This is a genomic window from Candidatus Blochmannia sp. SNP (assembly GCF_036549215.1).
Taxonomy (GTDB): domain Bacteria; phylum Pseudomonadota; class Gammaproteobacteria; order Enterobacterales; family Enterobacteriaceae; genus Blochmanniella.
Genome location: NZ_CP144371.1, coordinates 724,719 through 739,097, shown reverse-complemented (window position 1 = coordinate 739,097; position 14,379 = coordinate 724,719). Strand labels below are relative to the sequence as shown.

General features: G+C 26.2%; 7 protein-coding genes. 3 read left to right on the top strand and 4 right to left on the bottom strand.

From position 1 onward, the window contains the following. The first annotated feature begins 691 nt into the window (after window positions 1-691). Window positions 692-3,424 (top strand): preprotein translocase subunit SecA, encoded by a 2,733-nt coding sequence (gene secA, locus VOI34_RS03135; protein WP_331828401.1) that lies wholly within the window; start codon window positions 692-694, stop codon window positions 3,422-3,424. A gap of 377 nt (window positions 3,425-3,801) precedes the next feature. On the opposite strand, the gene coaE is transcribed toward secA, so the two are convergent. Then, a complete protein-coding gene (gene coaE, locus VOI34_RS03130; RefSeq protein WP_331828400.1) occupies window positions 3,802-4,419 on the bottom strand; it encodes a dephospho-CoA kinase in 618 nt (205 codons plus the stop codon). A 523-nt stretch (window positions 4,420-4,942) separates the two neighbouring features. Here coaE and dksA point away from each other — a divergent pair. Both dksA and folK read left to right on the top strand, forming a co-directional pair. Beyond that, window positions 4,943-5,410, top strand: coding sequence for an RNA polymerase-binding protein DksA (dksA, locus tag VOI34_RS03125; RefSeq protein ID WP_331828399.1), 468 nt, complete (start codon window positions 4,943-4,945; stop codon window positions 5,408-5,410). Window positions 5,411-5,675: 265 nt separating this feature from the next. Continuing rightward, a complete protein-coding gene (gene folK, locus VOI34_RS03120; protein ID WP_331828398.1) occupies window positions 5,676-6,167 on the top strand; it encodes a 2-amino-4-hydroxy-6-hydroxymethyldihydropteridine diphosphokinase in 492 nt (163 codons plus the stop codon). A 1,949-nt stretch (window positions 6,168-8,116) separates the two neighbouring features. On the opposite strand, the gene lpdA is transcribed toward folK, so the two are convergent. The 3 genes from lpdA to aceE all read right to left on the bottom strand — a co-directional run bounded on the left by lpdA (window position 8,117) and on the right by aceE (window position 13,678). Beyond that, window positions 8,117-9,544 (bottom strand): dihydrolipoyl dehydrogenase, encoded by a 1,428-nt coding sequence (gene lpdA, locus VOI34_RS03115; protein WP_331828397.1) that lies wholly within the window; start codon window positions 9,542-9,544, stop codon window positions 8,117-8,119. 160 nt (window positions 9,545-9,704) lie between these two features. Then, window positions 9,705-11,000: a dihydrolipoyllysine-residue acetyltransferase gene (gene aceF / locus VOI34_RS03110; protein ID WP_331828396.1), complete on the bottom strand. Its 1,296-nt coding sequence runs from the start codon at window positions 10,998-11,000 to the stop codon at window positions 9,705-9,707. An 8-nt stretch (window positions 11,001-11,008) separates the two neighbouring features. Further along, the gene (gene aceE / locus VOI34_RS03105) at window positions 11,009-13,678 is read right to left on the bottom strand and encodes a pyruvate dehydrogenase (acetyl-transferring), homodimeric type (protein ID WP_331828395.1); all 2,670 of its coding nucleotides are present in this window, start codon (window positions 13,676-13,678) and stop codon (window positions 11,009-11,011) included. Between the last annotated feature and the right edge of the window lie 701 nt (window positions 13,679-14,379).

Here is a 14,379-nt window from a genome sequence, read left to right as displayed (position 1 = left end):
CTAATTTATTAAATTAAAAGCTCTAAAAAATTATTTAAATTTGTCTGTAATAAACATTTTTATCTTGTAAAATAGACGATATGTATATATAAATCTGAGTATAGCATGTCTAATTTATAAGTTTATATCATTATGAAAATCAGAGATAAACGAATATTTTTTGATATTTTATTTCTTCTTATTTGTATGTGTAGAAACCATCTATGCTATCAAGTGAATATATACATTTCCATATATAAAATATATTTTTATATTCGTATATAATAAATTTAATAATTATTAATAACTATACTTGAACGATTTTTAAAGTTTATTTAAATAGTTTTACATTCAGAATATCAAATATGCTAATCAACCATTAATCATATATCGCATTATATAATATGTTTAAAACATATACTTAATGCGTAAGTTTATGTAAATAAAAGCTTATATACTTATCCATGCGATTTTACTGTTTAAATATTTTTATATAAATATTTATGTTAATCAATATTATTTATAGCATTACACATATATTTTGTTCAATTTATTCACATTTATTTTAATGGATTGTAAAATAATATAAATTAATTACTGTTATTAAAACAATCAAATACATATGTGCATATAGTATATATCGTCAATAAGAGTATATTGTCACATTGTTATTTGTATAATTCACCGTCATTGTAATGAGATATAAATTATTATGATAACACCATTTAAATTACTTACTAAAATTTTTAAAAATAGAAATGAGCGTGCACTATATCGTATGAAAAAAGTGGTGGATATTATAAATTGTATGGAAAAAGATATAGAAAAATTAAATGATAATCAACTTGCATCTAAAACTAATGAGTTTCGTGCATCTATTAAGTCAGGTGTAAAATTTGAAGAATTATTACCACAAACGTTTGCTGTAGTGCGCGAGGCTATCAAGAGGATATTCAATATACGTCTTTTTGATGCCCAATTATTGGGTGGAATAGTTTTAAATAATCGTTGTATCGCGGAAATGAAAACTGGGGAAGGAAAAACTCTAACCGCTACGTTACCCGCTTACTTGAATGCGTTAAGTGGTAAAGGAGTGCATATCGTTACAGTTAATAATTACTTAGCACATAGAGATGCAGTAAATAATAGACCATTATTTGAATTTTTAGGATTGACCGTTGGGATCAATTTACCGGAACAATCAACATCTATAAAACGCGCTGCGTATGCAGCAGATATTACCTATGGAACAAATAATGAATATGGCTTTGATTATTTGCGTGACAATATGGTTTTTGTTCCAGAAGAACGGGTACAACGAGGATTATATTATGCATTAATAGATGAAGTAGATTCTATTTTGATCGATGAAGCTCGTACTCCATTGGTCATTTCTGGCCCATCAGATGATACTTCTTTATTATATTTAAAAATAAACGAATTAGTCTTTAGTATAATTCAAAAAAATACAAAAAATATAAAAGATTTACAAAAAGAAGAATATTTCACAGTTGATGAAAAATCTAGACAAGTTATATTAACTGAGCAAGGATTAGTATTAATAGAACAATTGTTAATTAAATCTGAAATCATGAATCAAGGCGAATCATTATATTCATCAGATAATATCATCTTGATGCACCATGTTAATGCAGCGTTTCGTGCACATATTTTATTTTCATGCGAAGTAGATTATCTTGTTAAAAATGGTGAAATACTGATTATCGATGAACATACAGGACGTGTTATGCCTGGTCGTCGATGGTCAGATGGATTACATCAAGCGATAGAAGCTAAGGAACGAGTAACAGTGCAAAATGAGAATCAAACATTAGCTTCAATTACATTTCAAAATTATTTTCGTTTATATGAAAAGTTATCTGGCATGACAGGAACTGCTCATACCGAAGCATTTGAGTTTCAATCTATCTACAAATTAGATACTATTATTATACCGACTAATCGCCCTATGATTCGTAACGATTTACCAGATGTAATTTATATGACGGAACGCGAAAAAATTGATGCTATTGTTAGTGATGTTAAAAACTGTGTTAAACGTAATCAGCCAGTTTTAGTAGGAACTATATCAATTGATAAATCTGAAATTATTTCTCGTGCTTTAAAGCAAGCTGGAGTTGTTCATAAAGTTTTAAATGCTAAATTTCATTCTGTAGAAGCGGATATTATAGCTCAAGCGGGGTATCCTGGTGCAGTAACTATTGCTACAAATATGGCTGGCCGTGGAACTGATATTATGTTAGGAGGAAATTATCGCGCAGAAATTGCTGAATTGAATACAGTGAGTACATGTAAAATTTCAAAAATTAGATCTGATTGGAAAAAACGTCACGATACAGTATTAAAATCTGGAGGGCTACATGTAATTGGTACTGAACGGCATGAATCTCGTCGTATTGATAATCAACTGCGCGGGAGATCCGGACGACAAGGAGATATAGGTTCCTCTAGATTTTATTTATCAATGGAAGATTCTTTAATACGAATTTTTGCTTCTGATAGATTAGTAAATATGATGAAAAAATTAGGTATGAAATCTGGAGAAGCAATAGAACATCCATGGATCACTAAAGCTATTGCCCATGCTCAAAAAAAAGTAGAAAATCGTAATTTTGATATTAGAAAACAATTATTAGAATATGATGATGTAGCCAACGATCAACGTCGAGTTATTTATGAACAACGCGATAAATTATTAAACATGTCAGATATTGATGATATTATCAGTAATATTCGTCGCGATGTTATTGACAAATTATTTAATATTTATATTCCTTTACAAATCATAGAGGATAAAAATGATTTAATAAAATTAGAAGAATGTTTGAAAACTGATTTTTATTTAACATTACCTCTTGCAGGATGGATAGATTTAGATCCCAAATTATATGAAGAAAAAGAAAGATTACGTCAGCGTATATTAGATAGTATGACCCAACAATATGAACATGCCAGACAAATAATAGGAGTGAATATTGTGCGTTCTTTTGAAAAAGGAATTATGTTAAGAACATTTGATATCTTATGGAAAGAACACTTATCATCAATGGATTATTTACGTCAAGGAATTCATTTAAGAGGGTATGCACAAAAAGATCCTAAACAAGAATATAAAAGAGAATCATTTGCTATGTTTACTAAAATGCTAGATCATTTGAAATATGAAGTAATAAGTGAAATTAGTAAACTAATGATGGAATTGTTTAATAAAAAAGAATCCATTTTATCAGAAAGTAACAAGTGTAATGAGATACAATCTATTAATCCACAAATAATTAATAGTAAATTATTGTCTATAGATTATTTTCTACATGCAAATACACTAATTAAAAATAAAGTAGTAGGACGTAATGATTCTTGTCCCTGCGGATCTAATAAGAAATTTAAGGAATGTCATGGTAAAATTACATATAAATATCATTAATCACTAATATACATATAAACTATTTGAAATTGTTTTAATGTAATTATTATGCGATTGACAATGAAATTATACTTTTATTTAAAATAAAAAATAATGTTTGTACATTATAAATAAAGAACGTTTACAACATATACATAGTATTTTTATATATTCATAATCTTTATTATCGCGCCACAATGTTAACTAATCTGAGATTAGCTATTTGTAATTTTAATAATGGGTTGTATTGTGTGTGTAAAGTGCAAATATGAAAATAATTATAATGATTTGATTACAAAAATAATGAATACATAATTTGTTATTATGATGATGAAATATGTATTTCATACGATGAATATGACATAATTTTGAAATTTTTCTTAATAAAAACAGTAGTTTTAGTGATTATTTTTTTTTACATTCATATAATATTTATGTAAAATGGAAATGTCTGTGTCGATGTCATTCAGATTTTTGTTGTTGTTAATAATATCATCGGCAAAGTCGAGTCTATGTTGACGAGATACTTGTGATAATAGAATATTTTTAGCATATCGTTGGCTAATTTTGTCTCTGTTAATAATCCGATTCAATTGAATATCGGTGCGAACATCTACTACTAATATACGATCTGCAAATTTTTGTAAATTATTTTCTATTAACAATGGAATTACCCATAATATATAATATGATCTATTAAATAATAGATTTATAGTTTTTTGAGTTTCTTTTCTGATTATCGGATGTAACAATTTTTCAAGCCATTCTTTATCTTTAAGATTAAAAAAAATGATTTTTTTTAACATGGATCGATTTAATGAACCATTGGAAAATAATATATCTGATCCAAAATGTTTAGCTACCATATGTAAAGCAATGCTTCCAGGTTGTGTTACTTTTCTAGAAATCAAATCGGAATCTACTACAGATACTTTTTTTGATAAATCAGAAAATTTTTTAGCAATAACACTTTTCCCAGAACAAATACCTCCGGTTAGCGCAACAATATAAGACATAATGTATTTTTATTGAATAAAAGTTTTGTTTCTATAAAAATATAATTTTTTAAAATCATAAAATGAATATTATGATTTCCGTATAAATATTTAATAAATTAAATACAATACTATTATTATTGATAATAAATATTATAATATTGTTATAAACACCTCAATGATATTGTAACATAATGCATAATTTTTAAACAATTATCAATACTTATTATTCCCATTATAAGCAATAAAAAATATATATACAAACCAATTATAATATTTTTCTAAAATATTATAATTGGTTTGTATATATATTGATATGATTCTATAATTAAGTGTACGTTTTAAAAATAATCAAGTATCATAATAAAATGAAAAGGTTGCTTAAATAAGGCCTGTTATATTTTATTAAATAATAATACTTATTTTATTTAATTTTTTATTCATTATATATTTGTAATATTAGTGAATTTTATTTAAAAATTAAATTTTATATCATATTGATATGAGTTTGTTTTAATATATATATAAAATTAGGAGCAATTATATGCCGACAAAGTCATCAACCCATAGTAACAAGTGTTCTTCTTTAAATGTATTAATAATTGCCGGAGTTACGCCATATCAACGCAAACCTAATGAAGAATATATGAGTTCTGATCAACTATTACATTTTAAACGCATTCTCGAAACGTGGAAAAACCAACTTAAACATGATTTAGGGTCTTCTACATTATGTGTACAAAATCAAGAATCTGTCAATTTTCCAGATCCAGTAGATAGAGCCGCACAAGAAGAAGAATTTAATATTAAATTACGCAATCGAGATAGAGAACGTAAACTTATTGAAAAAATTGAAAAAACTTTAAAAAAAATAGGTACAAATGAATTTGGATTTTGTGCTTCATGTGATGTAGAGATCGGAATCCGAAGATTGGAAGCTCGACCAACGGCTGATTTATGTATTGATTGCAAAACTTTAGAAGAAATTAAAGAAAAACAAATGACCGGATAAATTATCATAGTATAGCAATCAATTTTTTATTAGATGATATAATGATATTATGACATGAAGATATAATTAAAAATCAATTTTTTAATGATTTATATATAATTTTTGTTATGATAATTAGTTTGATTAAGATTTGTTGATTGTTTTGTGTATAAGCATGTATTTATATAAAAATTTATAAAATATTTTAATTTTAATTATATGTAAATTTTTATAAAAATCAAAAGACTGATGATTTTGTAGTTAATTAGTTAGGATACATAATCAAATGGAACGTGTTTGGATAGGACTAGGCAGTAATATGTTAAATCCTAAAAAACAAGCTGATAAAGCTGTGTGGTCTCTTTCTAAGCTCCCAATGACCAAACTTATTGCTTTTTCATCCTATTATTGTAGCCGGCCATTGGGGCAGAAAAATCAGCCTGATTTTCTAAATGCAATAATAATATTAGATACTAATCTCTCTCCAAAATCATTATTAAGTCATATCCAATATATTGAAAAAAAACAAGGACGTGTTCGGTTACATAATTCTCTGTTATGGCAGTCACGCACACTAGATTTAGATATTTTATTATTTGGAAAACATAATATATATACTTCTGAATTGATAATACCGCATTATGACATATGTAATCGAGAATTTATAATTTATCCATTAATTGAATTAGATAATCATTTAGTTTTTCCTAATGGAAAAATTATAACAGATATTGCTAAAACTGTTCCTAAAAATGGTTTAGATTTTTGGAAAAAATAAAATCTTTAAATATTATTATCTATAACAACTGTAATATGGAGGGGTTATTATTTGTTCCAAAAAATAAATTGTTCATCTATAACCAATTGTTTATAGTGAAATTAAAGATATTGATATATCTATTTAGTATTGTGAATATATTGATCTAACTATCGAAAATTTAATTCATAACAAATTCTCTATTATTTTATTTTTATTATCTTAATTAAAATTATATACCAAAATTATTTAGCTATATTTATTAATAAATATTTAATAATTATTATAATTTGTAGCGATTTCTATAGATGAATAAATTTCAGATACTAGTATTCTCAGAAAATAATAAAAAATTTATAATTGAGATAAAAATAATAACTTTATATTATTAAAATCACAAATTACTATATTGTCATGTTTATATAAAAATGCATAAACATGCAAATATATTTTTATTGCTTAATATACTTATTTTTATTATAGTAATATACTTTTTAGTGATAAATGAATTAATTATTATGAAATAAGTATTATATGTTATGTTCTATACTTATAAAAATATTTGATATGTGAATAATTTTTAATTTAATTTAAAACAAATTAATATTTATCTTTTTAAATATATGCAGATATATTAGTTTATTGATGATATATACTATATAAGTAATTAATTATATTTATAACAAAAATAATTGCTATAAAACATATTAATATTAGCAATCATTTGGAAAATATTTTCATAATGAACCTTCATTTTATTAATTAAAAATAAAATTATTTAGTGATTTTAATTAAAGAATATTATAGTGATAGTAATCAAAAAATTATGCCTATATATATGTTTAATAATTTAAATTATTTTTTATTGTTAAGTTTGATAACTTTTATGCTTTTAAAATACTTATTAACATATTTATTTTTTAGATATATATAGAATATAGTTGATATTATAATTGTATTGTAAAACGTACTTTAGATTAAACAATAAATGGTAAATAATTATCACTATATGTTGTCATACTATTATTAAATATAAATCGGTCTGTGTTATTAGATAACATAATACTAATAACACAAAAAACTATTGATTTAATAGTTATTTTTAGGTTGTTATAGACAACAAGAATTATACGGATATAATAATAATTCTCAATATAAATAAAATAAGAGTTATTATTAATTTATACAGTAAGTATTTTTCTTAAATATTTATTTAAAACTATAAAATAGATATCATATTTTAAAATTATTATGATACATTTTATTGTTATTAATAGATTTTAAATATAATTAATATCTATATTTAGATTGAATTAAAATATATCTAATTATTCTAAATTAAATTGAATGATTAAAACATATATGAAATTTAGATATACCAAATTTTTTAATTTGTTTCTAATATTGTAAGATATTGGCAATATGGTTAGTATTTTGTTATTATTAAAATATATAAAAAATATTTTTAGACTAATTTGTAAATTACACACTTATGATAATATAACTAGTTTTAGTATTAGAATAAATTTCTGTTTTTATAACAGATTAAATATTTCAAATAATAAAATATTAAATTTATAATTATAATTAATTAATAGTTACAAATCAATTATGTCCTAAATACTTAATAAGTATAATGTGAATACACCTCACAACCATAAGTTATGTGATTGTATATAATTTATGATGTTTAATGAATGAACGCTATTTGAGTGACGATATTATTATTTTAAACATTTTATTTTCATCTAATAAACTATATCACATCAATAACATAAATATGTAGCGATATATATCGCTACATATTTAAAAATATAAATAAATGTAATTATTATATTTGATTTTTATAAATTGTATAATATGTTAAATATTAACACTTATATACTTTATAAGTTGGAATAAACTATATACCAATGTAGTATTATTTTTAAATTAATCAATTTAGAACTTTATTTATAATCATATAAAATTTATTGGTTTTGTGTTTTTATATTAGGCAGATCAGTAATCGATCCATTATAAATAGATGCTGCTGATGCTATTGATTCATATAAAGTTGGATGAGCATGAATAGTTAGAATAATATCTTCTGCATCACACCCCATTTCAATAGCTAATGCAACCTCTCCTAATATTTCACTAGCATGCGTGCCTAAAATAGATCCTCCAATAATTCTGTTTGTTTTTTTATCGAAAATCAATTTAGTCATACCTTCTTTGCAATCTTCAGTAATTGCTCGGCCTGAAGCCATCCAAGGGAAAATAGTAACTTTATAATCTATATTTTTTGCTTGTGCATCTTTTTCAGTATAGCCAACCCATGCTATCTCTGGATTAGTATATATAATAGATGGAATTATTATTGGATTAAAATAACGTTTTTTACCAGCAATAACTTCTGCTGCTACATGTCCTTCATGAATACTTTTATGCGCTAACATTGGATGTCCAATAATATCACCAATAGCAAAAATGTGTTTTATATTAGTACGCATTTGTTGATCTACAGGAATAAAACCGTATTTATCTACATTGACCCCTGTGTTTTCAATGTTCAACATATTGCCATTCGGAACACGTCCAATTGCCACTAATAATACATCATAACGTTTAATATTTTTTAATGAAGTTTGATTATTTTCCATAGTAACATAAACACCATCTTTTTTAGCCTCTACTATATTTACTGTGGTATTTAAAATTAAATTAATATTCTTACTTATTATTTTAGAAAAAGGATTAATAACATCTTCATCTAAAATTGGTATAATTTGATTATATACTTCTACTATATCAATTTCTGATCCAAATGCATGATATATTGTTGCCATTTCTAATCCTACAGCTCCAGAACCTACAATCAGTAAACGCTTAGGTATTGATTGTAAAGATAGAGCATCAGTTGAATTCCAAATACGATTATCATTAGGAACAAATGGTAAGGAAACAGAATGAGATCCTGCTGCTATAATAGCGTAATTAAATGTTATTTCTAAAGTCATTTGATTATTTTCAACTTGAATAGTATTCTTATCAAGAAATTTACCAATTCCATTAATTACTTTAACATTACGTGTTTTTGCCATGGTACTTAAACTATTTGATAGCTGAGTAATAATTTTATCTTTCCAAGAACGTGTTTTATCAATATCAATATCTGTTTCTGCTGATGCAAGAATACCATATTTATCTAAATTTTTTCTTGTTTCAATTAATTTAGCAATATGTAATAATGTTTTAGAAGGAATACAACCAACATTAAGACATACTCCACCTAAAATGGGGTAACGTTCTACTATAGTGGTATCCATTCCTAAATCAGCACAGCGAAAAGCCGCAGAATAACCTCCTGGTCCTGCGCCTAAAACAAGAATTTGAGTTTTTAGTTGCATATGCATAGCTCTCTCTTTTACCCCTCAGATTTTAATTAAAACTATAAACTAGTATATCTAATTTGATTAGACATGTATTTCTTTATTATGTTAATTTATATCTGATAATGACATATACTCTTGCATTTTATGTGATAAAATTATCATAATTTATATAATAATCAATTTACATAAACAATAATCGCATATCAGAAATTATTTTATTAATAAGTGTTATAAATCGAGCACCATCTGCACCATTAATAACACGATGATCATATGATAATGATAAAGGCAATATTAAACGTGGAACGAATTTTTTTCCAGTCCAAACTGGTTTTGTAAAAGACTTAGACATACCTAAAATAGCTACCTCTGGAACATTAATAATAGGAGTAAAGATTGTCCCCCCTATACTTCCTAGATTAGATATAGTAAAACTTCCTCCCTGCATATCAGAAGGACTCAATTGATTTCCAGAACGCGCTTTCAAAGAAAGCGCTGTTAATTCTTGTGATAATGAAATGATACCTTTTTTATTTACATCACGCAAAACAGGTACTAATAATCCTTTGGAAGTATCTACTGCTATACCAATATTAATATATTTTTTTAAAATTAACGTCTGACTGTCTTGAGATAAAGAACTATTAAATTGTGGTAATTCTTCTAATGCTTTTGAAACTGCTTTCATAACAAAAACTAGCAGTGTAATTTTACAATTTATTTTTTTCTTTTCAATTTCAAGATTTTGTTGTTTTCTAAAATGCTCTAAATCAGTAATATCAACTTCATCGAATTGTGTTACATGAGGAAGCATTATCCAATTTCTTTGTAAATTTGAACCAGAAATTTTCTGTATTTTACTTAATGTTACAGTTGTAGTATTGCCAAATTTACTGAAATCTATTTTTGGCCAAGATGGTATAGGTAATAATCGATTAGATTGAATAGATGGTATACAATTTGTATGATGCATTGATATATTATTCATGTAATCTTGAATATCTTCTTTTAAGATACGTCCTTTACGGCCACTACCCTTTACTTTTGATAAATCTATTCCGCACATACGAGCTATGTGACGTACTAATGGAGTAGCATGTATTGTGATATTGAATTTAGAATAGATACTGCGATTTATCGCATTACTATATATAACTCTTTTTTTTATATTATTGGTTTCTGAAAAAGAAGAAGAGGGGCTAATGTTATTTTGATCACTGAAAGACGATGTATTAGTACCATTTTGTGTATCAAGTAATAAAATTAAAGATCCTGTATGTACTTTATCTCCAACATGAACATGAATTGCCGTAACAATACCAGAATAGAGAGCTGGTATTTCCATAGAAGACTTGTCACCTTCTATCATAACAAGTGATTGGTTAATATTAATTTTGTCTCCAATTTTGACCATAACTTCTGTAACTTCTAATTCATCATCACCAATATTTGGCACATTAACTTCGATTGCTGTCATGCTACCTCCTATATTAGACGTGGATTAATTTTATCAGGATCAATATCATATATTTTGATAGCATTTAGAACAACGTTGGCATGAATATGGCCATTTTTCATTAATTGAGCTAATGCAGCTGTAACTACATAACCTGTATCTACTTCAAAATGATGTCTTAAATTTTCTCGACTGTCAGAACGACCGAATCCATCTGTACCTAAAACAAAAAAATGATTACTTGGAATAAAACATCTAATTTGTTCTGCAAATAACTTCATATAATCAGTAGCTGCTATAGTAGGAAAATTATTTAACACGGTAGTAATATATGGTATTTTGGGTATATCCATAGGATGCAACATGTTCCAGCGTTCACAGTCTTGCCCATCTCTTGCTAATTCAGTAAAAGAAGTAACGCTGTATACATCAGAACTTACATTATATTCTTCAGATAAAATTTGAGCTGCGTCACGAACGAGACGTAAGATAGCACCAGATCCCATTAACTGGATTTTTCCATTTTCTCCAGATAAAGATTCTAATTTATAAATTCCTTTTCTAATGCCTTCTTCAACTCCTGCTGGCATTGCTGGCATATGATATTTTTCATTTAATGTAGTGATATAATAATATATATTTTCTGGTTTATTTCCATACATACGCACCAACCCATCTTGTATAATCACAGCGATTTCGTATGCATATGCTGGATCATAAGAAATACAATTAGGAATTGTTAATGACTGAATATGACTATGGCCGTCAGCGTGTTGTAGTCCTTCGCCGTTTAAGGTAGTGCGACCAGATGTGCCTCCAATTAAAAATCCTCGAGCTTGTTGATCAGCGGCAGCCCAAAAAAAATCTCCAATTCTTTGGAAACCAAACATTGAATAATAAATATAAAATGGGATCATAGGAAAATCATTAGTACTATATGAAGTAGCAGCAGCCAACCAAGAGGCTGCTGCCCCCAATTCGTTAATCCCCTCTTGTAAAATCTGCCCTTGTTTATCTTCACGATAATATGCAAGTACATCATGATCTTGAGGGGTATATTGTTGTCCCATAGAACTATAAATGCCGATTTGACGAAATAATCCCTCCATCCCAAAGGTTCGAGCCTCATCAGCAATAATGGGTACTAATCTATGCTTAATTGACTCATACTTCAATAGTATATTGAAGGCACGCACAAATGCAAGAGTAGTAGAAATATCTTTATTTTGTTGTGTTAACAAAGAATAGAAATGTTTTAATGTTGGCAGTTTTAATGAATAAGTAGAATGTTGCAATCTGTTTGGAATGTATCCAAATAATTTTTTGCGTTGTTCATGTAAGTATATGTATTCCTTAGAACCTTCTTTAAATGTTAAATAAGGCAAAGATTCAATTTGGTCATCTTTAATAAGACTAAGGTTAAATCTGTCTCTAAAATGACGTATTCCGTTTATATTAATTTTTTTAATTTGATGCGCAATATTCATTCCTTCAGCACTAGAACCCATTCCATAACCTTTAATAGTATGTGCTAATATTACGACAGGTTTTCCAGAGCTATTCTTAGCTTTTTTTAAAGCAGCAAATACTTTTTTAGGATCATGTCCACCGCGATCTAACGCCCAAATTTCAGAATCACTCATATCATTCACTAATGCGTTAGTTTCTGGATATTTTCCAAAAAAATGTTTACGTACATATGCGCCATTTTTAGATTTAAATGTTTGATAGTCTCCATCAACAGTTTCATTCATAAGTTTAATAAGCTTACCGCTAGTATCCTTACGTAACAAAGAATCCCATTTACTTCCCCAAATAACTTTAATTACTTCCCAACCTGATCCTTTAAATATATTTTCTAAATCATTGATAATTTTTCCGTTGCCTACTACTGGACCATCTAATCGCTGTAAATTGCAATTAATAATAAAAATTAAATTATCCAATTTTTCTCTAGCGGCAATATTAAGAACTCCTTTAGATTCAGGTTCGTCCATTTCTCCATCTCCTAAAAAAGCATATACTGTCTGTAAAGTAGTATCTTTTAAATTTCTATTTTTTAAGTATTTTAAAAATTTTGCTTGATAGATTGCGCTAATTGGAGTAAGACCCATAGAAACTGTAGGAAATTGCCAAAATTCTGGCATTAATTTTGGATGAGGATACGAAGGAAGTCCTAGGTTTTTTATTTCTTGACGAAAATTATTTATTTGATCCTCACGCAATCGTCCTTCAAGAAAAGCCCGAGCATATATTCCAGGTGATATATGACCTTGAAAATACACTAAATCACCTCCATCGTGTTTATTACGTCCACGAAAAAAATGATTAAAACATACCTCGTATAACGTAGCTGAAGATTGAAAAGAAGCGATATGCCCTCCTAAATCTAAATTTTTTTTTGATGCATGCAATACCATCATAATAGCATTCCAACGAATAACAGCGCATATATGTTGCTCTATTTCTAGATTTCCAGGATATTCTGGTTCATCTTGAACTGGAATAGTATTTATATAATTATTTGTTATTATTTCATTACTAGAAGTAATAACACCATTGCTACGGGCTTCATGTACAATTTGATCTATTAAAAACTGAGCCCGTTTAACACCTTCTTTTTGAATAACTGAAGAAATAGATTGTAACCAATCTTGTGTTTCTATTGGATCCACATCATTAGATAAGCATTCTAACATTGTAGCGTTTCCTTAATGTGTTTGAATATATGTATACTGTTTATATTTATATTATATTTATATATATGATATAAATATAAATTTATTTATATACGATTATGTTCATAACGAATAAAAAATTATTTTTAAAATATATTAATTCACCGCTGTAAAAATAAAAAATTTTGGTACAAAACGATAATTCGGTAATTCAGGTGAATATAGAATATTGTTAAAATATTCTATATTCACCTCTTTAAGAGCAACAAATAACAAATCAAATAAGTAAACATAATATATGCAAATATTATTTATTAATTTTTTCATATTAATTCTTATAATATATCATGTATTTAATAATCGTAATAAGATATATAATAGATTTATTTTTATTCTAATTTTTTCAGTATTATGTATATATTTTATATGCAAAACAATAATGTTGTTTTTGTTAAATAGTTTTATGACTATTTCATCATAAAATTAAATTACATTGCATATTTTTATAATAATAAACTAAAAGTACATATTAGTTGTTATTTTATTATTTCTTAATCGTAATATAATTTACATATTAAATCAATTTGTTGTTTATAAATTTATATATAACAAAAAATTTATTCAATACTTGAATATTTTCTAATGTTAAGTTAGATCTTTACAGAATTATTATATTTATATTGTTGTGTCATTTTTACACAGCATTAAAATATTATTATTAT

Coding starts and splice junctions, on each gene's coding strand:
- secA (WP_331828401.1), top strand. CDS start 692: ATGATAACACCATTTAAATTACTTACTAAAATTTTTAAAAATAGAAAT.
- coaE (WP_331828400.1), bottom strand. CDS start 4,419: ATGTCTTATATTGTTGCGCTAACCGGAGGTATTTGTTCTGGGAAAAGT.
- dksA (WP_331828399.1), top strand. CDS start 4,943: ATGCCGACAAAGTCATCAACCCATAGTAACAAGTGTTCTTCTTTAAAT.
- folK (WP_331828398.1), top strand. CDS start 5,676: ATGGAACGTGTTTGGATAGGACTAGGCAGTAATATGTTAAATCCTAAA.
- lpdA (WP_331828397.1), bottom strand. CDS start 9,544: ATGCATATGCAACTAAAAACTCAAATTCTTGTTTTAGGCGCAGGACCA.
- aceF (WP_331828396.1), bottom strand. CDS start 11,000: ATGACAGCAATCGAAGTTAATGTGCCAAATATTGGTGATGATGAATTA.
- aceE (WP_331828395.1), bottom strand. CDS start 13,678: ATGTTAGAATGCTTATCTAATGATGTGGATCCAATAGAAACACAAGAT.